Annotated in this window: 23 protein-coding genes; 15 read left to right on the forward strand and 8 right to left on the reverse strand. The window is 60.5% G+C overall.

All coding sequences use genetic code 11. The features are described from left to right. Positions 1-85 precede the first annotated feature (85 nt). Both thiC and cytX read left to right on the forward strand, forming a co-directional pair. Positions 86-1,975 (forward strand): phosphomethylpyrimidine synthase ThiC, encoded by a 1,890-nt coding sequence (thiC, locus tag KGA83_RS13180; RefSeq protein WP_223529863.1) that lies wholly within the window; start codon positions 86-88, stop codon positions 1,973-1,975. 151 nt (positions 1,976-2,126) lie between these two features. After that, positions 2,127-3,419, forward strand: a complete 1,293-nt coding sequence (gene cytX / locus KGA83_RS13185; RefSeq protein ID WP_223529864.1) for a putative hydroxymethylpyrimidine transporter CytX — start codon at positions 2,127-2,129, stop codon at positions 3,417-3,419. Here cytX and KGA83_RS13190 read toward each other — a convergent pair. Further along, positions 3,388-4,134 (reverse strand): RsiV family protein, encoded by a 747-nt coding sequence (locus KGA83_RS13190; protein ID WP_223529865.1) that lies wholly within the window; start codon positions 4,132-4,134, stop codon positions 3,388-3,390. The two genes, cytX and KGA83_RS13190, sit on opposite strands and share 32 nt — an antisense overlap. 225 nt (positions 4,135-4,359) lie before the next feature. Here KGA83_RS13190 and KGA83_RS13195 point away from each other — a divergent pair, with 225 nt between their 5' ends. From KGA83_RS13195 to KGA83_RS13235, 9 genes are all read left to right on the forward strand, one after another. Beyond that, positions 4,360-4,977 carry an NUDIX domain-containing protein gene (locus tag KGA83_RS13195; RefSeq protein ID WP_108218391.1) on the forward strand — a complete coding sequence of 206 codons (618 nt, stop codon included), beginning with the start codon at positions 4,360-4,362 and terminating at the stop codon, positions 4,975-4,977. Beyond that, positions 4,968-5,420, forward strand: a complete 453-nt coding sequence (locus KGA83_RS13200) for a DUF1249 domain-containing protein (RefSeq protein WP_108218392.1) — start codon at positions 4,968-4,970, stop codon at positions 5,418-5,420. Before KGA83_RS13195 ends, KGA83_RS13200 begins: the two co-directional genes overlap by 10 nt. 112 nt (positions 5,421-5,532) lie before the next feature. Continuing rightward, positions 5,533-6,348 carry a 3',5'-cyclic-AMP phosphodiesterase gene (cpdA, locus tag KGA83_RS13205; RefSeq protein WP_108218393.1) on the forward strand — a complete coding sequence of 272 codons (816 nt, stop codon included), beginning with the start codon at positions 5,533-5,535 and terminating at the stop codon, positions 6,346-6,348. A 130-nt stretch (positions 6,349-6,478) separates the two neighbouring features. Next, positions 6,479-7,087 carry a YqiA/YcfP family alpha/beta fold hydrolase gene (locus KGA83_RS13210; protein WP_108218394.1) on the forward strand — a complete coding sequence of 203 codons (609 nt, stop codon included), beginning with the start codon at positions 6,479-6,481 and terminating at the stop codon, positions 7,085-7,087. Positions 7,088-7,130: 43 nt separating this feature from the next. Continuing rightward, positions 7,131-9,035, forward strand: a complete 1,905-nt coding sequence (parE, locus tag KGA83_RS13215) for a DNA topoisomerase IV subunit B (RefSeq protein WP_095943188.1) — start codon at positions 7,131-7,133, stop codon at positions 9,033-9,035. Next, positions 9,035-10,021, forward strand: coding sequence for an esterase-like activity of phytase family protein (locus KGA83_RS13220; protein ID WP_223529866.1), 987 nt, complete (start codon positions 9,035-9,037; stop codon positions 10,019-10,021). The genes parE and KGA83_RS13220 overlap by 1 nt, the downstream gene beginning before the upstream one ends. Continuing rightward, positions 10,018-10,542 (forward strand): TIGR02281 family clan AA aspartic protease, encoded by a 525-nt coding sequence (locus tag KGA83_RS13225; protein ID WP_108218396.1) that lies wholly within the window; start codon positions 10,018-10,020, stop codon positions 10,540-10,542. Before KGA83_RS13220 ends, KGA83_RS13225 begins: the two co-directional genes overlap by 4 nt. Positions 10,543-10,549: 7 nt before the next feature. After that, the gene (parC, locus tag KGA83_RS13230; protein ID WP_108218397.1) at positions 10,550-12,820 is read left to right on the forward strand and encodes a DNA topoisomerase IV subunit A; all 2,271 of its coding nucleotides are present in this window, start codon (positions 10,550-10,552) and stop codon (positions 12,818-12,820) included. A gap of 184 nt (positions 12,821-13,004) precedes the next feature. Further along, positions 13,005-13,718, forward strand: a complete 714-nt coding sequence (locus KGA83_RS13235) for a membrane integrity-associated transporter subunit PqiC (protein WP_108218398.1) — start codon at positions 13,005-13,007, stop codon at positions 13,716-13,718. Positions 13,719-14,005: 287 nt separating this feature from the next. Here KGA83_RS13235 and KGA83_RS13240 read toward each other — a convergent pair whose 3' ends face one another. Next, positions 14,006-15,529, reverse strand: a complete 1,524-nt coding sequence (locus KGA83_RS13240; protein ID WP_108218399.1) for an AhpA/YtjB family protein — start codon at positions 15,527-15,529, stop codon at positions 14,006-14,008. A 135-nt stretch (positions 15,530-15,664) separates the two neighbouring features. Here KGA83_RS13240 and serB point away from each other — a divergent pair, with 135 nt between their 5' ends. Beyond that, positions 15,665-16,879: a phosphoserine phosphatase SerB gene (serB, locus tag KGA83_RS13245; RefSeq protein WP_108218400.1), complete on the forward strand. Its 1,215-nt coding sequence runs from the start codon at positions 15,665-15,667 to the stop codon at positions 16,877-16,879. Between the two features lie 120 nt (positions 16,880-16,999). On the opposite strand, the gene asd is transcribed toward serB, so the two are convergent. Genes asd through KGA83_RS13260 form a run of 3 tightly spaced genes read right to left on the reverse strand, consistent with a single transcriptional unit; the run spans position 17,000 to position 20,275 of the window. After that, positions 17,000-17,860, reverse strand: a complete 861-nt coding sequence (gene asd / locus KGA83_RS13250; RefSeq protein ID WP_108218401.1) for an archaetidylserine decarboxylase — start codon at positions 17,858-17,860, stop codon at positions 17,000-17,002. A gap of 18 nt (positions 17,861-17,878) precedes the next feature. After that, positions 17,879-18,694 (reverse strand): thiosulfate sulfurtransferase, encoded by an 816-nt coding sequence (gene rhdA, locus KGA83_RS13255; protein WP_108218402.1) that lies wholly within the window; start codon positions 18,692-18,694, stop codon positions 17,879-17,881. 42 nt (positions 18,695-18,736) lie between these two features. Continuing rightward, positions 18,737-20,275 (reverse strand): HDOD domain-containing protein, encoded by a 1,539-nt coding sequence (locus KGA83_RS13260; RefSeq protein ID WP_223529868.1) that lies wholly within the window; start codon positions 20,273-20,275, stop codon positions 18,737-18,739. A gap of 167 nt (positions 20,276-20,442) precedes the next feature. Here KGA83_RS13260 and motA point away from each other — a divergent pair, with 167 nt between their 5' ends. The 3 genes from motA to KGA83_RS13275 all read left to right on the forward strand — a co-directional run bounded on the left by motA (position 20,443) and on the right by KGA83_RS13275 (position 22,839). Next, positions 20,443-21,294 carry a flagellar motor stator protein MotA gene (gene motA / locus KGA83_RS13265; RefSeq protein ID WP_108218404.1) on the forward strand — a complete coding sequence of 284 codons (852 nt, stop codon included), beginning with the start codon at positions 20,443-20,445 and terminating at the stop codon, positions 21,292-21,294. Positions 21,295-21,297: 3 nt separating this feature from the next. Then, positions 21,298-22,344: a flagellar motor protein MotB gene (gene motB / locus KGA83_RS13270; RefSeq protein WP_223529870.1), complete on the forward strand. Its 1,047-nt coding sequence runs from the start codon at positions 21,298-21,300 to the stop codon at positions 22,342-22,344. Between the two features lie 225 nt (positions 22,345-22,569). Beyond that, complete coding sequence (locus tag KGA83_RS13275) at positions 22,570-22,839, forward strand: hypothetical protein (protein WP_223529872.1); 270 nt, start codon at positions 22,570-22,572, stop codon at positions 22,837-22,839. A 278-nt stretch (positions 22,840-23,117) separates the two neighbouring features. Here KGA83_RS13275 and KGA83_RS13280 read toward each other — a convergent pair whose 3' ends face one another. The 3 genes from KGA83_RS13280 to KGA83_RS13290 are packed head-to-tail and all read right to left on the reverse strand — an operon-like array spanning position 23,118 to position 24,978. Beyond that, the gene (locus tag KGA83_RS13280) at positions 23,118-23,609 is read right to left on the reverse strand and encodes a toll/interleukin-1 receptor domain-containing protein (RefSeq protein WP_223529874.1); all 492 of its coding nucleotides are present in this window, start codon (positions 23,607-23,609) and stop codon (positions 23,118-23,120) included. Next, on the reverse strand, positions 23,609-24,568 hold the full coding sequence (locus tag KGA83_RS13285) for a caspase domain-containing protein (protein WP_223529876.1): 960 nt from the start codon (positions 24,566-24,568) through the stop codon (positions 23,609-23,611). Before KGA83_RS13285 ends, KGA83_RS13280 begins: the two co-directional genes overlap by 1 nt. Positions 24,569-24,570: 2 nt before the next feature. Further along, positions 24,571-24,978 carry a TIR domain-containing protein gene (locus KGA83_RS13290; protein ID WP_223529877.1) on the reverse strand — a complete coding sequence of 136 codons (408 nt, stop codon included), beginning with the start codon at positions 24,976-24,978 and terminating at the stop codon, positions 24,571-24,573. Between the last annotated feature and the right edge of the window lie 52 nt (positions 24,979-25,030).

Here is a 25,030-nt window from a genome sequence, read left to right on the forward strand (position 1 = left end):
TTTTCCAGCATCCGTGCGCCCATTCGTTTACAGGTTCGCTCCGACAAAAAATCCACTGCCTGGATGTGTGTCTGGAGAGCCCGTGATGACTACAAAATCAAAAATCGCAACCAATCTGAGTGACTCGGCCAAGGTCGATCAGCAATCGGTTCAGCCGTTTACCCGCTCGCAAAAAATTTATGTCCAGGGCACTCGCCCGGACATCCTCGTGCCGATGCGCGAAATCAGCCTGGACGTGACCCCGACCGACTTCGGCGGCGAAATCAACGCGCCGGTAGTGGTGTACGACACCTCGGGCCCCTACACCGACCCCAATGTCATCATCGACGTGCGCAAAGGCTTGGCCGACGTGCGTTCGCCGTGGATCGAATCCCGTGGCGACACCGAACGTCTGTCCGGCTTGAGCTCCAACTTCGGCCAGGAGCGCCTTGCCGATCCGGAGCTGACCAAACTGCGTTTCGCCCACGTCAACAACCCGCGCCGCGCCAAGCCGGGTGCCAACGTCAGCCAGATGCACTACGCGCGCAAAGGCATCATCACCGCCGAGATGGAATACGTCGCCATCCGCGAAAACATGAAGCTGGAAGTGGCCCGCGCCGCCGGCCTGCTGGACCAGCAACACGCCGGCCATAGCTTCGGCGCCAGCGTACCGAAAATCATCACCCCTGAATTCGTCCGTGACGAAATCGCCCGCGGCCGCGCGATCATTCCGGCCAACATCAACCACACCGAACTGGAACCGATGATCATCGGCCGTAACTTCCTGGTGAAGATCAACGGCAACATCGGCAACAGTGCCCTGGGTTCGTCCATCGAAGAAGAAGTGGCGAAACTGACCTGGGGCATTCGCTGGGGTTCGGACACGGTCATGGACCTGTCCACCGGCAAGCACATCCACGAAACCCGCGAGTGGATCATCCGTAACTCGCCGGTGCCGATCGGTACCGTGCCGATCTACCAGGCCCTGGAAAAAGTCGGCGGCGCCGCTGAAGACCTGACCTGGGAGCTGTTCCACGACACGCTGATCGAGCAGGCCGAGCAGGGCGTCGACTACTTCACCATCCACGCTGGCGTGCTGTTGCGCTACGTGCCGATGACCGCCAAGCGCGTGACCGGCATCGTCTCCCGCGGCGGTTCGATCATGGCCAAGTGGTGCCTGGCGCACCACAAAGAGAACTTCCTCTATACCCATTTCGAAGACATCTGCGAAATCATGAAGGCCTACGACGTCAGCTTCTCGCTGGGCGACGGCCTGCGTCCGGGCTCGATTGCCGACGCCAACGACGAAGCGCAGTTCGGCGAGCTGGAAACCCTCGGCGAGCTGACCAAGATTGCCTGGAAACACGACGTGCAGTGCATGATCGAAGGTCCGGGCCACGTGCCGATGCAGTTGATCAAAGAGAACATGGACAAGCAGCTTGAGTGCTGCGACGAGGCACCGTTCTACACCCTCGGCCCGCTGACCACCGACATCGCGCCGGGCTACGACCACATCACCTCCGGCATCGGTGCGGCGATGATCGGCTGGTTCGGTTGCGCCATGCTCTGCTACGTGACGCCGAAAGAGCACCTGGGCCTGCCGAACAAGGATGACGTGAAGACCGGGATCATCACGTACAAGATCGCCGCGCATGCCGCTGATCTGGCGAAGGGGCACCCGGGCGCACAGATCCGCGACAATGCCTTGAGCAAGGCGCGTTTCGAATTCCGTTGGGAAGACCAGTTCAACCTGGGCCTCGATCCGGACACTGCCCGCTCGTATCACGATGAAACCCTGCCGAAGGACTCGGCCAAGGTCGCGCATTTCTGCTCGATGTGCGGGCCGAAATTCTGCTCGATGAAGATCACTCAGGAAGTCCGCGAGTACGCGGCTAACCAACGGATCGAAGCGGTCGACGTGGATGTCGCCCAGGGCATGGCCGAACAGGCTGAACGCTTCAAGCAGGAAGGCAGTCAGCTGTATCAGAAAGTTTGATCTGACCTGAAAGGGTGGGGCCTGCACAGGCCCCATCGCCAGCAGGCTGGCTCCCACATTGGATCTGTGGCGTTCACATGTCCCCTGTGGGAGCCAGCCTGCTGGCGATAGCGATCTACACAACAACAAATGCCCCTCTGAGATAACACCCTTGAGCATTCAACCCAGCACTTATTCCCCTGACATCGCGGTGCCGACCGACAAACGTGTCTTCGGTGGCCGCGACCTGTTTTCGTTGTGGTTCTCCCTCGGCATCGGCCTGATGGTGTTGCAAACCGGTGCATTGCTCGCGCCAGGCCTGGGTCTGTCCGGTTCGTTGCTGGCGATTTTTCTCGGCACCCTGGTCGGCGTTCTACTGCTGGCGGCGGTCGGAGTGATTGGCAGCGACACCGGCCTGTCGTCGATGGCCGCGCTCAAGCTCAGCCTCGGTACCAAAGGCGCGAGCCTGCCGGCGGTGCTGAACCTGCTGCAACTGATCGGCTGGGGCTCGTTCGAAATCATCGTCATGCGCGATGCCGCCAGCCTGTTGGGCGCCAAAGCGTTCAGCGAAGGCAGTCTGCTGTCCAATCCATTGCTCTGGACGCTGTTCTTCGGCGCCCTGGCGACCCTGTTGGCGGTCAGTGGTCCGCTGACGTTCGTCCGGCAGATCCTGCGCAAATGGGGTATCTGGCTGCTGCTGGCCGCCTGCGCCTGGCTGACCTGGAACCTGTTCGCCAAGGCTGACCTGGCCGCATTGTGGGCCCAGGCCGGTGACGGTTCGATGCCGTTCGCTGTGGGTTTCGACATCGCCATTGCCATGCCGCTGTCGTGGTTGCCGCTGATCGCCGACTACTCGCGCTTCGGCAAGCGGGCGAAAAACGTCTTCGGTGGCACCGCCATCGGTTTCTTTATCGGTAATTTCTGGCTGATGAGCCTGGGCGTGGCCTACACCCTGGCGTTCGCGCCGAGCGGTGAAGTCAATGCCTTGCTGCTGGCGCTGGCCGGTGCCGGCTTGGGGATTCCGCTACTGCTGATTCTGCTGGATGAATCGGAAAATGCCTTTGCCGATATTCACTCGGCGGCGGTGTCCAGCGGGATTCTGTTGCGCGCCAAAGTCGAGCACCTGGCCCTGGCCATCGGCGTCATCTGCACGCTGATTGCCCTGCTGGCGCCGTTGGCCCAGTACCAGAACTTCCTGCTGCTGATCGGTTCGGTGTTTGCGCCGTTGTTCGGCGTGGTGCTGGTGGACCACTTCATCCTGCGCAAGCGTAGCGGCCAGGTGGCCTCGGTCGCATTGCGCTGGCCGGCGCTGCTCGCCTGGCTGGGCGGGGTCAGCACCTATCATTTGCTGGCCAACCTGTATCCGGATGTCGGCGCCACCCTGCCGGCACTGGTAGTGGCAGGGCTGCTGCAGCTTGTGCTGGGCCGGGCCTTCAGTTACGGCCGGGAAACAGCTCGGGTTTGATGATGCCGTTCAGGCGAGGGTAGGGGATCTTCAGTTCGACATGGCCCAGCGCGTAAGGCGCGATGGTGCTGGTTTCGTACTTGAGGATCACCCCACCGTAGGTCAGCGCCACGTTCCGGGTTTTCTGGAACGGCCAGCTCTTCACGAACTCCGGTTCCTGATCGAGCTTGGTGCTGATCAGCCAGCTGTTGTGCGCCACCTGCGCCGCTTTCCAGAACGCGTCCTCCTGCCCTGGCACCAGCATGTCCGACAACGTCAGCACTTTATGCTGCTGGCGCGAGTAGTTGATAAAGCCTCGCCCCGGCGTGCCATGGTCACCGCCGGTGTCCAGGTAGCTGGACAATTCGACGATCACCAAGCCGTCATGCTGCTCACGTACCTTCGCCTGCAGATAACTGCTGTTGTGTGGGCTGGCAGTGTGCAAAAACTCTTCGCGATAGGCCGCCAGGGTCGGTGCCACCGGGGAATCGGGCGAGGTGCGGGTCATTTGCAGCAGGCGTTTTTCAATGATGCCGTCCAATTGCGGCTCGGCCGGGAAGTGCAGGGTGTCGATGTTGACCAGCGGGCAATCCGGGTTGCTGCAACCGGGCTTGAGTTGCTCGGAGGCATCGCGGGTGGTTTCCAGCGGCGTCCGGTAGTTGGGCTGGAACAGACTCGCGCAAGCGCCCAGGGTCAGGGCGATAGCGGCCACGGAGGCGATTTTGAAAAACGACATGTGCGTCCTTTCTGAAACAGGGGAAGGCAAAAAGTTACCGGCTTCGACTCTCAACAAAGCAGTCAGTTCGCCACTAAGCTAATTAGAGTGGGTTTCGCCCTCACCGTCCATCCCGCTGACTGGAAAGGGCTGCATCAAACATCACGGGCGCGTTAGGATGGCGCGAAGTCGAGGCCCAGGAAAAAAAGCAGCCTCGAACAGGGTTTGCAGTAAAAGAGGATAGTCATGACGGATTTTACCAACGCCATTCCGACCGCCGTTGATATCGTGCGGCGCGAAAAGTGCTACGAGGGCTTCTACAAACTCGAGCGTGTGCACTTGCGTCACGAATTGTTCGCCGGGGGCATGAGCCGCGAGATCAATCGCGAAGTGTTCGTTCGTCATGACGCGGTCTGCATGCTGCCTTACGACCCGCAGCGCGATGAAGTGGTACTGATCGAGCAGTTTCGCGTCGGTGCCATGGGCAAGACCGACAATCCGTGGCTGATCGAACTGGTCGCTGGTCTGATCGACAAGGATGAAGTGCCGGAAGCAGTTGCTCACCGCGAAGCGCAGGAGGAAGCTGGGCTGGAAATCGGAGCGCTCTGGCCGATGCTCAATTACTTTCCATCGCCGGGCGGCAGCAACGAATTCGTGCATCTGTATCTGGGGCGTTGCGACAGTACCGGGGTTGGCGGCCTGCATGGGCTGGAGGAAGAGGCAGAAGACATCCGCGTCACGGTCTGGGCTTTCGAAGATGCCCTGCAAGCCGTACGCGACGGACGTATTGCCAACGCGGCGAGCATCATTGCCTTGCAATGGCTGGCTTTGAACCGCGTTGAAGTGAGGGGGTTATGGTCGTAAACAAGCTGCGCGATCGCTATCGGGTGGACCTGGTGGGGCTGCAAGCATCCTGCGAAGCGAACTACGCGCGCCTGATGCGACTGCTGCCGGACATGCGCAGCGAGCCTGCCGCGCGGCGCATCGCCGTGACCCATGGCGACCAGATGCTGGGTGTGCTGGCCCTGGAAGTGCTGCTGACTTGTCCTTACACCACGACCCTGCAAGTGCGTCAGGAACACAGCCTGCCCTGGCTGCCGGTGCCGCAACTGGAAGTGCAGGTCTATCACGATGCGCGCATGGCCGAAGTGGTCAGCGCCGAACATGCGCGACGCTTTCGTGGCATCTATCCTTACCCGAACGCTGCGATGCACCAGCCGGACGAAAAAGCCCAGTTGAACATGTTTCTGGGCGAATGGTTGAGCCATTGCCTGGCGCTGGGGCATGAATACGAAGTAGTACGTTAGTTGTGAAGCGCAGTTGTGAACCATGTCAGGTTCACAGGTTTCCCCTTTCGATCGTCCCCCAGCATAATTGCGGCACTTACCCATCCCCGTGATCACGCCCTGGGAGAACGCCTTGCCGAGCGTATCCACATTGACCACCGCCGATCCGGCGTTGCTGGTGCAACTCTCCGACAGCCATCTGTTTGCCGAGGCGGACGCCGCGTTGCTGGGCATGAACACCCGCGACAGCCTGCAAAAGGTCATCGAACTGGTGCGCGCGCAACAGCCGCGGATTGACTTGATCCTGGCCACGGGTGATCTGTCCCAGGACGGGACGCTGGAATCCTACCGGCAATTTCGCGACATGACGCGTCAGCTCGATGCGCCGGCGCGCTGGATTCCCGGCAATCACGATGAGCCGCAGTTCATGGCCGAGGCGGCGGTGCAGAGCGCCTTGCTCGAACCGGTGGTGGATATCGGCAACTGGCGGGTCACATTGCTCGATTCCGCCGTGCCGGGCTCGGTGCCGGGGTATTTGCAGGACGATCAGTTGCAGTTGCTCGCCCGCTCGTTGAGCGAAGCGCCGGATCGCCATCATCTGGTGTGCTTCCACCATCACCCGGTGTCCATCGGTTGCGTATGGATGGAGCCTATCGGCCTGCGTAATCCCGAGGCGTTTTTTGAAGTGCTGGATCGTTTTCCGCAGGTGCGTGCCGTGCTGTGGGGACATGTGCACCAGGAAATCGATCAATTACGTAACGGCGTGCGTCTGATTGCCTCGCCGTCGACCTGCATCCAGTTCGAGCCGGGCAGCGAGGATTTCAAGGTCGGGGAACAGGCGCCAGGCTATCGCTGGTTGCGGCTGCTGCCCGACGGGCGGCTGGAAACCGGTGTGGAGCGGGTCACCGGGTTTGAGTTCACTGTGGATTACGGCTCCAACGGCTACTGATGTCCCCATTCCCCCGTAGGAGCTGGCTTGCCAGCTCCTACGGGGTGGCGTTCATTTCCAAGGATGCTGGCCCAACACCCCCCGGGTCCCTGTAAACTCCGCCTCTTTAGCCGACGCACAGGGAGCTCAAATGTCCGGTTCGATCCTTTATGTCCACGGCTTCAACAGCTCGCCGTTGTCGAAGAAGGCCTGTCAGTTGGTCGAGGTGATGGAACGCTTGGGCCTGAGCGAACAGGTGCGCGTTCCAGCGTTGCACCATCACCCACGCCAGGCTATCGCACAACTGGAACAGGCTATTTCCGAGCTCGGTCGGCCACTGCTGGTCGGCAGCTCGCTCGGCGGCTACTATGCCACTCATCTGGCCGAGCGCCTTGGCCTGAAAGCCCTGTTGATCAACCCTGCCGTCGGTCCGCACCGGATGTTCGACGGATTTCTGGGAACGCAGAAAAACCTGTATACCGATGAGACCTGGGAAATGACCCACGACCACGTGACGGCCCTGGCCGAACTGGAAGTAGCGGCGCCCCGGGATCCACAGCGCTATCAGGTATGGCTGCAGACCGGGGACGAAACGCTGGACTATCGCCTCGCCCAGCAGTATTACCGGGCTTGTGCCTTGCGCATCCAGGCCGGCGGCGACCATGGTTACCAGGGGTTTGCCGCACAGCTTCCGGCCATGTTGAGCTTTGCCGGCATTGGCGCAGATTTGTATCAAGCGATTGATTTCACGGCATTGTGAAATCTCGCTCTTATTTTCAATGAATGACTGACGACGAGACCCCATGGCCACTCCCAGCGCTAGCTCTTATAACGCAGACGCCATCGAAGTCCTCTCGGGCCTCGACCCGGTGCGCAAACGCCCCGGCATGTACACCGACACCAGTCGGCCGAACCACCTTGCCCAGGAAGTCATCGACAACAGTGTCGACGAAGCCTTGGCCGGGCATGCCTCATCGGTACAGGTGATCCTGCATGCCGACCATTCCCTGGAAGTCAGCGATGACGGCCGTGGCATGCCGGTGGATATTCACCCTGAGGAAGGTGTTTCGGGCGTCGAGCTGATCCTCACCAAACTTCATGCCGGTGGCAAGTTTTCCAACAAGAACTACCAGTTCTCCGGCGGCTTGCACGGGGTGGGTATTTCCGTGGTCAACGCCTTGTCCACCGAAGTGCGGGTGCGTGTAAAACGTGACGGCAACGAATACCAGATGACCTTCAAGGATGGCTACAAGGCCACCGAGCTGGAAATCATCGGCACTGTCGGCAAGCGCAACACCGGCACCAGCGTGTTCTTCGCGCCGGATCCGAAATACTTCGACTCTCCGAAATTCTCCATCAGCCGCCTCAAGCACGTGCTCAAGGCCAAGGCTGTGTTGTGCCCGGGGCTGCTGGTCAGTTTTGAAGACAAGGCCACCGGCGAGAAAGTCGAATGGCATTACGAAGACGGCCTGCGTTCCTACCTGGTGGATGCGGTCAGCGAATTCGAGCGCCTGCCGGACGAGCCGTTTTGCGGCAGCCTGGCCGGTAATAAAGAAGCGGTGGATTGGGCGCTGCTGTGGCTGCCCGAAGGTGGCGACGCGGTCCAGGAAAGCTACGTCAACCTGATCCCGACAGCCCAGGGCGGTACTCACGTCAACGGTTTGCGTCAAGGCCTGCTCGACGCCATGCGCGAGTTCTGCGAATTCCGCAGCCTGTTGCCACGTGGTGTGAAGCTGGCGCCGGAAGACGTCTGGGAACGCATCGCCTTCGTACTGTCGATGAAGATGCAGGAACCGCAATTCTCCGGTCAGACCAAGGAGCGCCTGTCGTCCCGTGAGGCGGCGGCGTTCGTCTCCGGTGTAGTCAAGGATGCGTTCAGCCTGTGGCTCAACGCCAACCCGGAAACCGGCATGCTGTTGGCGGAACTGGCGATCAACAACGCCGGTCGTCGCCTCAAGGCCAGCAAGAAGGTCGAGCGCAAACGCATTACCCAAGGCCCGGCGCTGCCGGGCAAACTGGCCGACTGCGCCGGCCAGGACCCGATGCGTTCCGAACTGTTCCTGGTGGAAGGTGATTCCGCTGGCGGCTCGGCCAAGCAAGCGCGGGACAAAGAGTTCCAGGCGATCCTGCCGTTGCGCGGCAAGATCCTCAACACTTGGGAAGTCGACGGCAGCGAAGTGCTGGCCAGCCAGGAAGTGCACAACATCGCGGTGGCCATCGGTGTCGATCCGGGCGCGGCCGACATGAGCCAACTGCGCTATGGCAAGATCTGCATCCTCGCCGACGCCGACTCCGACGGTCTGCACATCGCAACCTTGCTGTGCGCCTTGTTCGTCCAGCATTTCCGCCCGTTGGTGGATGCCGGTCACGTCTACGTCGCGATGCCGCCGTTGTACCGCATCGATCTGGGCAAAGAGATCTACTACGCCCTCGATGAAGCCGAACGCGATGGCATCCTCGATCGTCTGGTGGCCGAGAAGAAGCGCGGCAAGCCGCAGGTCACCCGATTCAAGGGCCTGGGTGAAATGAACCCGCCGCAGCTGCGTGAGACCACCATGGACCCGAACACCCGGCGTCTGGTGCAGTTGACCCTGGAAGATTTCGAGGCGACCTCGGAAATGATGGACATGCTGCTGGCGAAGAAACGCGCCGGCGACCGCAAGACCTGGCTGGAGTCCAAGGGCAACCTGGCCGAGGTGCTGGGCTGATGCGTCTGGGCTTTACCCTGGCCTGTGGGTTGCTGACGTCGATCACGGTATCCGCCGAGCCGGCGCCACAGCTGCGCCTGTTGTCCGAACATGTCGTCGACGGCATGCGCGGCGGCAACCTGTCCGGGCTGGCGCAGTGCGGCAATGATCTGTGGGCGGTTTCCGACCGCGACGATAATCAGATCTACCGCCTGGATACCCGCGAATCTGCCTGGCAGGCACAAACGGTGCACATCGACGTACCGCCGGTGCCTGACAGCGGTTTGCCCTGGGGGCTGAAGTCTCGCGTCTGGGGGGCTTCGTTCGTGCGTGGCGGCGATCTGGACTTTGAAGGCATCACCTGCGACAGCGCCGGCAATCGCTACATCGTCAGCGAAGGCCATGCCGCTGTCTTGCAAGTGCCGCCAGCGGGACCTGCCGCCTGGCTGAAAATTTCGCCGATGCTGGGTCGCGAGGCACGGGCCAGAGGCCTGCTATTGCAGTTCAATGCGTTGCTCGAAGGGCTGGCGGTCAATCCGGCGGGTGATCAGATGTGGTTCGCCGCCGAGCGTCAAGGCCGCGGATTGCTGATGATCAAACGCAAGCAGACGTTGTGGGATTGCGACGGTGGCTGCGTGCTGCTGAGCGAGGCGGGCGTGGAAATGCAGCCCGAGCAATTTCCTGACGCCAAAGCTGTACTGCGGGATTTTTCTGACCTGTCGCTATTCAACGGCAAGCTGTTCACCCTTGAACGCAACGCCTACCAGATCTGCCGCCGGGATCCGCAGACGGCCAAGGTCGAGCGCTGCTGGTCGTACGCCGCCGAGTTGTTACAACCAAACCGTCGTTATCCACAGGACTACGGGTTGGAAGAGGCGTTGATCGTGGATGCCGATGGCGCCTGGATCGGTGTCGACAATAACTTCGGCGCGCGCGCCGATGGCGAAGTCCGTCCGGTGGTCTGGCGCTTCGCTGCACCGGAAGGTGGCTGGAGTGCCAAGCCATGAGACAACAAAGCCCGGGGCAGCGCATAGGCCGGGTATTCATGGTGCTGGCCTGGTGTGCGGCGCTGTTTCTGGCCACGCGTTTTTTCGGCCAGTGGGAAGCGCGTCAGCAAAATCCGAATGTGGTGGTCAGCTCGGAGCAGGGTGAAGGTTTCATCGAGGTGAAACTGGTGAGCAATGTGCAGGGGCATTTCGTCGCCAGCGGCCAGATCAACGGCCAGCCGGTGGACTTCATGCTCGACACCGGGGCGACCGATGTGTCGGTTCCGGCGGACCTGGCCAGGCGCTTGAAGCTCGAAGAAGGATTTGGCGTGACCCTGAGCACGGCCAATGGCCTGAGCCAGGGCTATCGCACCCGTATCGAACGCCTGCAACTGGGCGACATCGTGCTGCGTGACGTACGCGCACTGGTGGCCCCGGGGCTGCATGGCGATCAGGTGTTGCTCGGCATGAGCGCACTGAACAGACTTGAATTTACCCAGCGCGGTGGCACCATGCTGCTGCGCCAGACAACGAACCGATGAGGCCCGCATGAGCGACTCCCTTGATCTCAGCCTGGACGGTGTAGAACGCCGCTCGCTGGCTGACTTCACCGAAAATGCCTACCTCAACTACTCCATGTACGTGATCATGGACCGTGCCTTGCCGCATATCGGCGACGGCCTGAAACCGGTACAGCGCCGCATTATTTATGCGATGAGCGAGTTGGGGCTGGACGCCGATTCCAAGCACAAGAAGTCGGCGCGTACCGTCGGTGATGTGCTCGGTAAGTTCCACCCTCACGGCGATTCGGCCTGCTACGAAGCCATGGTGCTGATGGCCCAGCCGTTCAGCTATCGCTACACGCTGGTCGACGGCCAGGGCAACTGGGGTGCGCCGGATGATCCCAAGTCCTTCGCCGCCATGCGTTACACCGAAGCGCGGCTTTCGCGTTATTCCGAAGTGCTGCTCAGTGAGTTGGGCCAGGGCACGGCGGACTGGGGGCCGAACTTCGACGGCACGCTGGACGAGCCACTGGTCTTGCCGGCCCGTCTGCCGAACATTCTGCTCAACGGTACCACTGGCATTGCCGTGGGCATGGCCACCGACGTTCCGCCGCATAACCTGCGCGAAGTCGCCACCGCCTGCGTGCGCTTGCTCGACGAGCCCAAGGCCACGGTCGAACAGCTCTGTGAACACATCCAGGGCCCGGACTACCCGACCGAAGCGGAAATCATCACCCCGCGCGCCGACCTGCTGAAAATCTACGAAACCGGTCGCGGTTCGGTGCGCATGCGCGCCGTGTATCACATCGAAGACGGCGACATCATCGTCACCGCGCTGCCGCATCAAGTCTCGGGTGCCAAGGTGCTGGAGCAGATCGCCGCGATGATGCAGGCCAAGCCGTCCAAGGCGCCGCAAATTGCCGACCTGCGTGACGAATCCGACCACGAAAATCCGTGCCGGATCGTGATCATTCCGGGGGCTCGGAAAAACTTCGACCACGATGCCTTGATGCAGCACTTGTTCGCCAGCACCGAGCTGGAGTCGAGCTACCGGGTCAACATCAACATTATCGGCCTGGACGGCAAGCCGCAGCTGAAGAACCTGCGTGCGCTGCTGGTCGAATGGCTGGAGTTCCGGGTGCAGACCGTGCGTCGTCGCCTGCAATTCCGCCTCGACAAGGTCGAGCGTCGCCTGCACCTGTTGGATGGTTTGTTGATTGCCTACCTCAACCTGGATGAAGTGATCCACATCATCCGTACCGAGGAGCACCCGAAAGCCGCGCTGATCGAGCGCTTCGCCCTGAGCGAAATCCAGGCCGACTACATCCTCGACACCCGTTTGCGTCAGTTGGCGCGACTGGAAGAGATGAAGCTGCGTGCCGAGCAGGATGAACTGCTCAAGGAACAAGCCAAGCTGCAAGCCCTGTTGAGCAGCGAAGCCAAGTTGAAAAAACTGGTGCGCAGCGAACTGATCAAGGACGCTGAAACCTACGGCGATGACCGTCGGTCGCCTATTGTCGAGCGCGCCGAAGCCAAGGCCCTGACCGAACACGATCTGCTGCCGAACGAGAAAGTGACGGTGGTGCTGTCGGAAAAAGGCTGGATTCGCTCCGCCAAAGGCCACGAGATCGACGCCACCGGGCTTTCCTACAAGGCCGGGGACGGTTTCAAGGCCCTGGCAGCCGGACGCTCCAACCAGTTCGCAGTGTTTATCGACTCCACCGGTCGCAGTTATTCAGTGGCCGCCCATACCTTGCCGTCGGCCCGTGGCCAGGGCGAACCGCTGACCGGTCGCCTGACGCCGCCGCCAGGGGCGAGTTTCGAATGCGTGCTGATGCCGGAAGACGATGCGCTGTACGTGATCGCTTCCGACGCCGGCTACGGATTCGTGGTCAAGGGTGAAGACCTGCAGGCCAAGAACAAGGCGGGCAAGGCCTTGTTGAGTCTGCCGAACAATGCCAAGGTCATGCTGCCGCGCCCGGTGGCTGATCGTGAGCAGAACTGGCTGGCGTCGGTGACGACCGAAGGTCGCCTGCTGATCTTCAAGATCAGCGACCTGCCACAATTAGGTAAGGGCAAAGGCAACAAGATCATCGGGATTCCAGGTGAGCGAGTGGCCAGTCGTGAAGAGTATGTGACGGACATCGCCGTATTGCCGGACGGTGCAACACTGGTGTTGCAGGCCGGGAAACGTACCTTGTCACTGAAAGCGGACGACCTTGAACACTACAAGGGTGAACGTGGTCGTCGGGGCAATAAATTGCCGCGTGGCTTCCAGAGGGTCGATGCGCTGCTCGTCGAAAATTCGGTCAATTGACCGAAGAACGCGAGTTAGAGTCGCCGATCTACGATTTAACCCGTAGTTCGGCGCTTTGCGCTGGAGTCGGAACGCATATTCACGGATGATATGGCCTTTCAAGCGCCGGCATTGCCGCGTGTTCTTCATATTTGTTGAGTATTTTCACTGTGATCAGCCTTTTAACGATCACCTGGATGGGACGATGACTGCTCTGCGCCTTCCTTTTATTCTTATGCTCGCCGGCGTTCTTGGCCTGGCGGGTTGCAGCGTTCACCAACCGGTGTCGTTGTATCAACTGGACGCTGGTAGTCCGGTTCAGCCCGCACAGAACGCGGGCATGGCGGTATTGTTGGGGCCGGTCACCGTGGCCGACTACCTGCAACGCGAAACCCTGTTGCAGCGCCAGCCCGATGGCAGCCTGCAAGCCTCGACCGACGGTCGTTGGGCAGGCAGCCTTTCGTCGGATATCGATCAGCTGCTGCTGCGTCAGGTCGCAGGTCACCTGGACAGTCAGCGCGTAGTGTTGGCCCCGGCGACAGTGGGTTTCACTCCGGATGTTCAGGTGCTGCTGACTATCACGCGCCTGGATTCGGGTGCAAAACAACCGGCGATCCTCGACGCGCAATGGCGCTTGATCGACCGTCGCGGACAGGTCCGTGACAACCGCATCATCCATTTGCAGGAACAGCATGCCGGTAGTACGGCGGCTCAGGTCCAGGCGCAGGGCGTGTTGCTGCAACGCCTGGCCGAGCAGCTGTCGGTGGCGCTCAAGCCGCTGGCCAATCAGCCACCGATCGCCGAAGTCCCGCGCAAGCCGGCAGCCAAGGCGGCAGCACCTGCGGTAGAACAGGAAAAGCAGCCGAAGATCCCGATGGCCGCGCCGGTCCGGACGGATATGGAAGTGTTCCGCTTCTGACCCTGGATGGATTTGAAACAAAGCCCGTATTGATGCGGGCTTTGTTGTTTCTGCAGGTTGGAGATCTTTATCGTCAGTTCCGGCCTCTTCGCTGGCAAGCCGGCTCCTACAGGTTTTGCGTCGTTCACAAAGTTGTGGGCTTACACTGATCCATTGTAGGAGCTGGCTTGTCGGGTCGCCGCATCGCAGCGAAAGCGTCAGAGCAGGCCACAAAAAAGCCCGCAGACGATCGCTCATCTGCGGGCTTCCAGGTTCAAAGGCTAAAAAATCACAGCCTTCGGCAGCTCCTACGCCCGACGCTCATGCATCCGCGCCAATTGCCTTTCCAGCATTGATGGATACGGCTCCATCAAACGTTCCACGCAGCACGCGCCCTCTGGGCTGGCAATCGGGCGGATCCGTGCACGCTGGCGGATCAACGCGTCGTCACTGATCTTGCGCTCCACCAGCAGCAGGTTGCGGCTGTGTTGCGACAGGGCCAGGGCGTCCTGGGCGGAGTCGGTCAGCAGCAGGTCGATCTGGCTCAGGCCGAACAGTTCGTCACCGAGGGTCAGGCCCAGCTGCAATTGCAGGGTGATGCCGCTGTCCGCGACTTCGATCTGCAACTGGTGGCCCAGGGCTCGCAGCAGCTCGCCACAGCAAATGGCGTTGGTCAGGTAATCGTCGCCGCTGTCTTCGGTGTGGAACAGCATCAGCGTGCTGCCATCGTTCAAGGTCTCCACTTCGCCCTGATACAGGGAAGCGGCCTGGTCGAGGCAGTCGCGATAGCGTTCGAGCAGTTCTTCAAGGCGCGCCCGCGGCAGGCGTCGCAGTTGTTCCTGGGAGCCCAGTTGCACGGCCAGTACGGCGCTGTGCTGCGGCACGTTGGATACCACGGGTTTGGCCACCGGTTTGGTCGCGCTGTCTGCCGAAACATCGAGCAAGTCGGCAAAGGCATCGTCGTCATCATCGTCTTCGACTGTGCTGACAATGCGCCGTGGCGCGGCTTTCATTGCGGCCATCGGACGAGTTTCATCGAAACTTGGATCGCGCAGGTTGCGCACTTCGAAACCCGGTTCGGCATCGTCGTAATCGCTGTCGTCGAGCTCAGGCTCAGGCTCAGGTTCCGGCTCGACGGGTTCCGGTGCGTAACTCGCGTGAAGCTGGCGCGCCAGGTCGCCGATCTCGTCATTACGCTCGGTGGCCGGGGTGTGTTCGTCGATGTTGCGCAACCACACCCGCAGTTGCAGCAGCGGCGTCGAGAGATAGCGGCCCATACGCAAGCTCAAGGCCAGGGACAAAGCCAGCAGGATCGCGCTCAGAATGCCCATGCTTTGCAGGCTGATGGTCATCGGCTGCTGGAACTGATCCATGTCCAGGCTGATGCGCAGCTGGCCAGCCGTCACGTCCTGGAAAGTGATCTTGCTCTGGTAGATGCCCTCGGCTTCGCCCAGCAGGCCGTGTTTGGGGCGCTGACCGGCTTCGGCAAGGATGCGGTTATCCATGCTGTAGATGGCTGCGTGCGCCACCAGCTTGTTCTTGGTCAGGTTGTTGAGCAGCACGTTGAGGCTGAGGATGTCGTTGGACACCAACAGCTCGGTGGCCGAGGTGGCCGTCTGCGTAGTCAGGCTTTCGCCCAGCGCATCCGCCTGCTCGTGCATGGCCTGCTTGAACTGCAAGCCCATCACACCGGCATAGATGACCAGGGCCAGGGCGACCAGGATCACGTTATGGCTGGCGATGCGCAATGCAATCGGTACACGGCGGTGGCGCAGTGCCCGGAAGATCAGCAGGAAGAAGTTATCGGTTTTTACTGGCGTGGGCCGGTTCACTTGAGCTCGGCTCTTTTGTCCGTGAAGTTGACGCGCAGTATAGCGACAGGCCCTAGGCCGTCAAAGCGCTCGCGGTGCCCGATGGTCACTGAAAGTGGGTAGAATGCGTTTTTTTTCCACCTGCGGGGGTGCGCCTTGCGCGAAATCGTCCTGATAAACATCACGGGAGTCGACCGTCCGGGTCTGACTGCGGCCATTACCGGCGTTCTGGCCCAGGGTGGTGTGAACATTCTCGACATCGGTCAGGCGGTGATCCACGACACCTTGTCGTTCGGCATCCTGGTTGAAATTCCTGACACCGAACAAGGCAAATCCGTGCTCAAGGACATCCTGTTCAAGGGGTACGAGCTCGATCAACAGGTGCGTTTCACGCCGGTGTCCGAAGAGGATTACCAGCAGTGGGTCGGCAACCAGGGTAAAAAACGCCACATCGTGACCCTGTTGACCCGCAAGGTGACAGCCGGGCAGTTGCAGGCCGTGAGTTCGATCACCGCCAAATATGGCCTGAACATCGACCACATCGATCGTCTTTCCGGGCGTATGCCGCTGGATACGCCGGCCGACAAGGGCAAGGGTTGCATCGAGTTTTCCGTGCGTGGCGAGGCGGCTGATCCGCAGGCGCTGCGTGCCGAATTCCTCAGCGTTGCCCAGGAACTGAACGTCGACATCGCCTTCCAGGAAGATTCGCTGTTCCGGCGCAACCGTCGCCTGGCGGTGTTCGACATGGACTCGACGCTGATCGAAGCCGAAGTGATCGATGAACTGGCCAAGGCTGCAGGCGTCGGCGACAAAGTGTCGGAAATCACCGAGCGGGCAATGGCCGGTGAACTGGATTTCCGTGCCAGCTTCAAGGAGCGCCTGGCCTTGCTCAAAGGGCTGGACGTCAATGTGCTGGACTCCATCGGCGCCTCGCTACGCCTGACCGAAGGCGCTGAAACCTTGTTCGCCGAACTCAAGCGCCTGGGCTACAAGACCGCGATTCTGTCGGGCGGCTTCACCTACTTCGCCAAGCAATTGCAGGCCAAGCTGGGTATCGACTACGTGTTCGCCAACGAACTGGAAGTGGTCGACGGCAAAGTCACCGGCGTGGCGGTCGAGCCGATTGTCGATGCGCAGCGCAAGGCCGATTTGCTGAAGGAGCTGGCACACAAGGAAGGCTTGCGCCTTGAGCAGACCATTGCGGTCGGCGACGGTGCCAACGACCTGCCGATGCTGGCGATTGCCGGGTTGGGCGTGGCATTCCGCGCCAAGCCGCTGGTCAAGCAGTCGGCCAAGCAGGCGATTTCGACCCTGGGTCTGGATGGTGTGTTGTACCTGCTGGGCTTCCGTGATCGCGACGGGCAGCTCTAAAACAACTGTAGGAGCGAGCCTGCTCGCGATGGACGTTAACGATGACGCGGGCTTTCTGAATGCACGCGTCGCCTATTCACTCATCGCGAGCAGGCTCGCTCCTACAGGTTTGCGTACAAATCAGGCCTTCGGTGAGCCCATGCCCTGACCCATCTGCACCGCTGTACCAGCGGTCATTTCTTCAGCCCACTTCACTTGATCCGGCCCGAACAGCACGACAGCGGTCGAGCCCAGCTTGAAGCGACCCAGTTCTGCGCCTTTTTCCAGGTGGATCGGTGCGCGTGCGGCTTCGTCGTAGCGGAAGGTTTTCAGCTCGCGCTTCGGCGGCGTCACCAGACCGGCCCAGACGGTTTCAATCGAAGCCACGATCATCGCACCCACCAGCACCACGGCCATCGGCCCGCGCTCGGTGTCGAAAATGCACGCCACGCGCTCGTTGCGGGCAAACAATTCCGGAACGTTTTCAGCGGTGGTCTGGTTGACCGAGAACAGGCGACCCGGGATGTAGACCATCTCGCGCAGGGTGCCGGCCAGTGGCATGTGCACGCGGTGATAGTCCTTCGGCGACAGGTAGATGGTCGCGAAGTCACCGCCCATGAACGGCGCGGCGTTTGCCGCATCGCCACCCAACAGTTCCAGCACGCTGAAGCTGTGGCCCTTGGCCTGGAACACGCGGCCGTGCTCGATCGGGCCGAGCTGGCTGATCGCGCCGTCGGCCGGGCTGAGGATTGCGCCCGGGGTTTCGTCCAGCGGACGGGCACCGTCTTTCAGTGCGCGGGTGAAGAACGCGTTGAAGTGTTCGTAGGCGGTCAGGTCTTCGACCAGCGCCTGGGACATATCCACCTGATAACGCTTGGCGAACCAGGCGGTAAAGGCGTTCTTGAACCAGCGCACGCGGCATTCGGCGATACAGCCGGCCATTCGCGAGAGCAAGTTGTGGGGCAGCAGGTACTGGCTGACGATAAACAGACGCTTGTTCATTAACTGTCCTTAAAAACCTTAAATCTCTACGGGCGTGTCGGGATGGTTACCCCACTCGCCCCAGGAGCCGGCGTAGCCTTTGACCCGCGGATAACCGAGAGCCTTGGCCACCAGATAGGTGAAGCCAGAACGATGGTGGGTCTGGCAGTGGGTAATCACTTCTTTGTCTTTGCTGATCCCGAGTTGTTCGAGGATCTGCTGCATGTCGGTGCGGATGCGCAACTGGCGCGCCTGATCCATGCCGGCGGTCCATTCGAAATTGACCGCGCCGGGAATGTGCCCGCCCTTGGCTGCGAGCACTTTCTCGCCGGAGTACTCCAGCGGGCCGCGAGCATCCCAGATTGCCAGGTCGGCGGCGCCGAGTCGGCTTTGCAGGTATTCGCGGGTGGCGGTGGGCTCATCATGCAAGGTCAGTGAAACCGGGCCACCCACGGACGGCGGGATCTGGATCGACATGGGCAAACCCTCTGCCAGCCAGGCCGGCAGGCCGCCATTTATATAGTGGTACTTGCTGTGGCCGATGACATCCAGCAGCCAGATGAAGCGCCCGGCCCAACCGCCGCCTTCGTCGTCATACACCACGTAGACCGCGTTGGGGTTGTGTCCCAGCTCACCAAACAGCGCTTCGAGAGCTGCCTGCGGGGGCATCAGCCCCGGGGCGGGGGCCTGGCCGAGCTGCGTGCGTTTCGGTTCGACAAAGCGCGCGCCGGGAATGTGCCCTTCGGCGTAGCGGGCGGCACTGGTCAAGTCCACCAGAATCAGTTCGCGGGCGTCGAGGCGAGGGAGCAAGTCGCTCGGCTCGATCACCAGCGGCAAGCCAGAGAAGTCAGACATGTGAGGTCTCCAGAGCACAAAAGGGAGGATTGTAGCGCAGCCTTATTGGCCACGGTGGCTAAAGCTGTGCAGGGCTTTCTCGATGCACTGCGCGGTTTTGCCGAAGGCCTGTACGGAAACTTCCGAAAACGGTCCGCCGCCCTGGTCCGCCACGACGATCATGATCACCCGGCCATTGTTGACCAGCGAGCGCAGCAGCAGATGTTCGCCGCTGAACTGCGAACGCAGACTGTTGGGCAGCAGGGCCGAGAATTGCACGTTGTTGGCTGGCGTCAGGCGCACCTGGGCCTGTTGCGCGAGCAGGCGTTGCAACACGTTGCTCTGGCTGACCACGAAGTTCAACCCGGCCGCTTCCTTCGGCAGACCGGCCGTCTGGTGCACGCGCAGGTTGGCATGAGTGCGGTCGGCCATCAGGATCATCACCCGACGCATGCCGCAGGCCACGAGGGCGTCCCGGGCGGCGATGGTCAGGTGCATGGCATTGGTGAAACGACTCGGCTCGACCAGCAATTCGGCGCATTGTTTGCGCCACTTCACCAGGTCTTCGGCGGTGGGTGCCGCTGCCGGCAGCAAGCCTGCGTGGACACGGTTCATGCCCCACGGCCAAATCAGCGATTCGGCAGGGTGCCAGAGGTCGGGCATGGCGTGTTGGCGTGCGCTGTTGGCGGCTTGCTGGTGCAGTTGCTGTTGCACCTCGTCCATCGGCATTTGCAGGTAAAGGCTGGTCAGGAATTGCCAGCGCTCACTGTGCGGGCTGTTCCAGGCGTGTTGCGCCGACAGCGCCAGCCCGTTGGCCAGTAGCACTGTGTTGGCCGGCTGATTGAGCCAGCGACGCAGGGTCGGATCGTCATCGAGACGGTTCTGCTGGCGCAGTGGATGCTCACTGTCACGGGCGATGCGCAGGACTTTCACCAGTTCCCGCTGCTCGGTGAGCAACAGGCGATAACCCTGCTGCACCCAGATCGGCAATCGCCAGACCTCCACCAGCGCCTGGCCGATGTCCAGCAGGCGTACACCAAACAGTTGCTGTTCGACTTTGCGTGCCGACTCACCTTTATGGATGACCCGCAGCTCCCACTCTTCGAGCAGTTTCGGATGGGTCAGCGCCAACGGCCACAGAGGCGAAAGAAACAGCAGGCTGCCCCAGTGGATGTCCTGCCACAGGCGCGCCAGGCGACTGGCAAAAAAACCGTTGGCTTGTTGCGTGGCGTGCTGGCTGATCATCTGCAGCTGACGCAAGGCTTTGGGAATCTCGGACTGGGGTTCGGCGGGCAGGCGCGCGAGCAGTTCTTCGGTGCGTTTGAGGCCGAGGCGATTGATCGCGACCTCAAGGTTTTCCGCAGGCTCGGCCATGCCGCCGTGAGTGTGCCGGTTGGCTTCGCGAATCACGCTCAAGGCCAGGGCCGGACTGCCTTGCATCAAGTCAGCGATATCGCGCAGCGAGCTGCGATTGTCGCGGATGGCTTTGCAGACACGGTCGTGGCTGGCTTGCGGGACGGGAAGACGTACGCCGTCGAGCAGCTTGACCCAGCCTTCGAGCGTCGTTGGTTTTTGCGTTGGAACGTTCGTTTCGTTAACCATGGTGGGAGGCGATCATCGTCAACATTACCTGGGCCCGGATGGGGTCAAATCAGTTTTTCGCCTGAACGGCCTATAGTCTGGCGCAGTTTTGCCGATAAGTAGAAGAAGAGATTTTTTAACTTCCGAATATGACCTTGAACCCGACTCAGTAAGTGCTCCCCTAACCTATGGCTAAAATTATCGGCATCATCGTCGTATTCGCGAGCGTGCTTGGCGGATACGTGCTTTCCCACGGCAAGATTGCCGCCCTGATCCAGCCTTTCGAGGTCATGATCATCGGCGGTGCCGCCCTCGGCGCATTCTTGCAGGCCAACCCCGGCCACATGACGATGCACGTGCTCAAGAAGTCCCTGAGCATGTTCGGCTCGCGTTTCAATCATGGCTTCTACCTTGAAGTGCTGGGCCTGATCTACGAGATCCTCAACAAGAGCCGCCGCGAAGGCATGATGGCCATCGAAGGCGACATCGAAGATGCCGCCGCGAGCCCGATCTTCGCCAAGTACCCGACTGTTCTCAAGGACGAGCGCATGACCGCGTTCATCTGCGATTACCTGCGCATCATGTCCTCCGGCAACATGGCTCCGCACGAGCTGGAAGGCTTGTTCGACATGGAACTGTTCAGCCTCAAGGAAGACCTGGAACACCCATCCCACGCCGTGAACGGCATCGCCGACGCCATGCCCGGTTTCGGTATAGTCGCGGCGGTACTGGGGATCGTGGTGACCATGGCTTCGCTGGGGGAGGGCGATCAGAAATCTATCGGCCTGCACGTGGGTGCGGCACTGGTGGGGACCTTCTTCGGTATTCTCGCCGCCTACGGCTTCTTCGGCCCGCTGGCCCATTCCCTGGCCCACGATGCCAAGGAGGAACTGAACGTCTACGAAGCCATCAAGGCCTCGCTGGTGGCTTCGGCTTCCGGCATGCCGCCATCGCTGGCCGTGGAGTTCGGACGCAAGGTGCTGTACCCGGCGCACCGTCCAAGCTTCGCCGAGCTGGAACAAGCGGTTCGCGGTCGTTAAGTTATGGAAAACAATCAGCCGATAATCATCAAGCGCGTCAAGCGCATCGCCGGCGGACACCACGGAGGCGCCTGGAAAATCGCCTTCGCGGACTTCGCCACAGCGATGATGGCGTTCTTCCTGGTGTTGTGGCTGCTGTCCACCGCCACGCCGGAACAGAAGATTGCCATCGCCGGTTACTTCAAGGACCCGATCGGTTTTTCCGAAAGCGGCACGCCCTACATCATCGATCTGGGCGGCACGCCGACCCTGGCGCCGGAAAACACCCTCAACCCCGAAGTGAAGTCCCAGCCGCAGCCGGACAAGGTCACCATCGATACCGACCAGGTTGAAGGCATGGCCGAGCAGGTCGAGAAAGAACGCCTCGAACTGTTGCTGCAAGAACTGCAGAACAAGGTTGAAGAGAACCCGCAGCTGCAGAAGTTCAAGGATCAGATCCTGTTCGAAATCACGCAGGACGGCCTGCGTATCCAGATCATGGACGCAGAAAACCGCCCAATGTTCGACTCAGGCTCGGCCCGTCTGAAACCGTATTTCGAAGACATCCTGCTGGCCATGGCCGATACCATCAAGGCAGTGCCAAACAAGATCAGCATCAGCGGCCACACCGATGCCAAGCCATACACCGGCACCGGTGATTTCGGTAACTGGGAGCTCTCGGCCAACCGTGCCAACGCCGCGCGTCGTGCGCTGGTGGCAGGCAGCTATCCGGATGCGCAGGTGGCGCGGGTGGTCGGTTATGCCTCGTCGGCCCTGTTCGATCGCGAGCATCCGTTCAACCCGGTGAACCGTCGTATCGACATCGTCGTACTGACGAAGAAAGCCCAACGTGCGATCGAAGGTTCGCAAGGTGCGGAGCCTGCCCCCGATGCGCCGCAAGGTTCGGCTGTTCCGGGAGCCACACCGGCTACACCGGTCGACCCGAACGCATTGCCGGCGGACAAGGAACCGCTGCCGGCCCACGAACTGCGCGAGCGTCTGAACTTGTTCGATAATCCGGCACCGAAACCGGGTGAGCCAGCCAAACCGGCTGAGCCGCCCAAGCAGTGACCCACAAGAAAGCCGACAGTGATGTCGGCTTTTTTGTGCCTCGTGCCAGTGCTTCCGAGTTTTTGTGTTTGCTTAGTAGTTGTAGGAATGATCTGAAATTTCGCACCAAGGTTTTCAGTCGTGCACGCATCTGCTTATAGTTCAGCCGTTGCTGCTCACGCGGTGACCGATCTTAGCCGGTCGAAACAAAGATGGAACCACACCCACATAATCGGAGTTAGACCTATGGCTAAGTACCACCCTCTAAAAGGCAACTTCAGCGTCGGCACGACGTTGTACATCGACACCGAAGCCAAAGTTACGGATCTTCTCGAAACCGCCACTCACCGCATCAAAGCCGCACGTAATCTGCTCAACAGCGTCACCTGCCTATGCGTGAAAGATGCCGAAGGTCATGACCTGGAGCATTTCGCCAACGCCGCACACATATTGATTCAGGATGGCTGCGACGCCTTGGACACGTTGGGGTGGCAGCTGGAAAAGATCGCGCGCTGAAAATAAGAAAGCTGCGCTAGTCGTGTAATGCTGCTCACTTAAGAAATCGAGCGAACAATAAGCAACCTGTGGCGAGGGAGCTTGCTCCCTCGCCACAGATACAGTGTTCGTCCTTAAGTGAACAGCATTACGATAGTCGCGGCTTTTTTACGTTTGCGGAACGACTGGAATGAATGCCGCCGATCATTTTCGTGGTGTCACGAAAATGATCGATAGACCGCAAGGCGAGTATAAGAAGCCGCGACACGATCACGGCTTTTTGTGCCTCTACTGCAGCTTCAGAACCCACGGGTGATCCGGGACTTGAGGTCGGAGTGAAAGCGATCCGCATTGGATTTGTTGACGCTGCGCACCGACTCGCTGCCGGTCACCGACTCCAGTGACATCGAGCGCTTGAGCATCGCTTCGTTTCGATAGGCATCGATAAAGAACTCGATGTCCCGGTCGCTGGTCAGCTTCGGCCATTTGTCCAGGTACAACGGCAGCTCTGTCGGGCCGGTCCTGTACGAACAGATACGTCGATTCGTGATGGTCGCCTCGCCGATTTCGAACGGCACCCACCAGGAAAGCGCGGTTTTCTCCGACACCACCGCCAGCAGGTGCGTGCACTCGCCGATGTTGCGGGTGATCACCCCGGTGATGTCATCGGTGGTCTGGGATTCGGCATCCAGTACGTCGAGGTAGGTCTTGATGTTGGCCTGGATCAGGCGCGCGTTGATTTTGACCGCGTGGGCGCGATCCATGTGGCGGTAGCTGATAAACACTGGCATCAGAAATGTCCCTTGATCGCGAGTTCGCGGTAATAGGCGCCGAGGGCAGTGAGGCGGCAGCCGGTGGCGTGAATGGCGGCGTAGTACATGTGCTCGGCGTCCACCGGTTCGATGAGGCTGTGGCGATTGCACTTTTGCAGCTGGGCGAAGACCTCGCCGTGTTCCGGGTTGAATTCAGGTTCGGTGGGCTCAAAGCTGGGGGCGAGGGGGTACACCGATTCGGCTTCGGCAAACCATTCGGGGAGTTTGCGCAGGATGTCCTTGGGGATCAGCGGCGACACTTCGCGCAGGGAAATGAACTGCGAGACATTGGTCTTGAACACCGGGCGCTGTTCCCAGGCATCGAGCGCGTTGTCGACAAACGAATAAAGGCTGCCGGGGGTGATCTTGCCCAGGATGTTCGCGGCTCCGCCGTGCAGGGCCTGGAGCAGCAATCCGGTGAACACGCCGTGTTGCGCGCCCTCCATCGCCGGTTCTTCCTTTTTACAGGCAGTCAGAATCGTCATGCCTTCGCCGACCACGCTGCCTTCACTGCGCAAGGCGCGCAGTTCGCCGGCCGAGCCGCTCTGGCAGCAGTCGAGAATGATCACTTTGTTTTTGATCTTCGTGGCTTTGCTCGCCCAGTTGAGGATGTCGCTGAGGCGAATCCCGTCCTTGGCGCTCTTGTAATCCTGCGGGATCAACATGCCTTCGTCGGTGTCGGTATCGAAGCTGCCATGGCCGGCGAAGTACAGCAGCGCGACATTGCAATCCCCGACAAACAGCTCGCGGATCTGGTCTTCGAGTTTTTCCCGGCTCAGGTAGTCCTCGGCGGAGGTCAGTACGATGTTCTTGAAGTTTGGATCGCCATTGGCGTCGGTCTTCAACACCGAGGCCATGGCCATGGCGTCATTGCTGCAACCGCTCAGGCGCGACACATGGGTGTAGTCGTTGATGCCGATAAACAGTCCCTTGCGCATGGTTACACCGCCGTATGCTTGCGAATCGCATCGATGATGCTGTTGGTGTTCCACGCACATTCGGCATGTGCCGCGTCACGTACCACCGTGGAAATCCGCTCGGCACCGAACGGCTTGATCGCAATGATCACCTTGCCCATGCGCTTGGCGATCTCGATTTCCTTGTTGATCCACTTGCTGTAGGTGGAGTACATCCCGGCCATGATCAATACCGCCGAACACGGGCGAATCTTGTTTTTGATGGCCTCCTCAAGTTGCTTGTCGGTTCTCGCGTCGACAATCGGGTTGTCCGATGGCACCGAAAAATTCTTGTAGGTGAAACCGGGTTTGGCGTTGAGCAGGCGTACGAGATTGTCGTGGGCGTCGGAGTAGTTCCACGAGTGGCTGATGAACAGATGGTAGGTTTGCATGGGTGTCCCTCGGTGTCGCTGGAGTGCGAAGAGGGTCTGAAGCTAGGCTATT

The sequence above is a fragment of the Pseudomonas sp. GL-R-19 genome (genome assembly GCF_019956375.1).
Taxonomy (GTDB): Bacteria; Pseudomonadota; Gammaproteobacteria; order Pseudomonadales; family Pseudomonadaceae; genus Aquipseudomonas.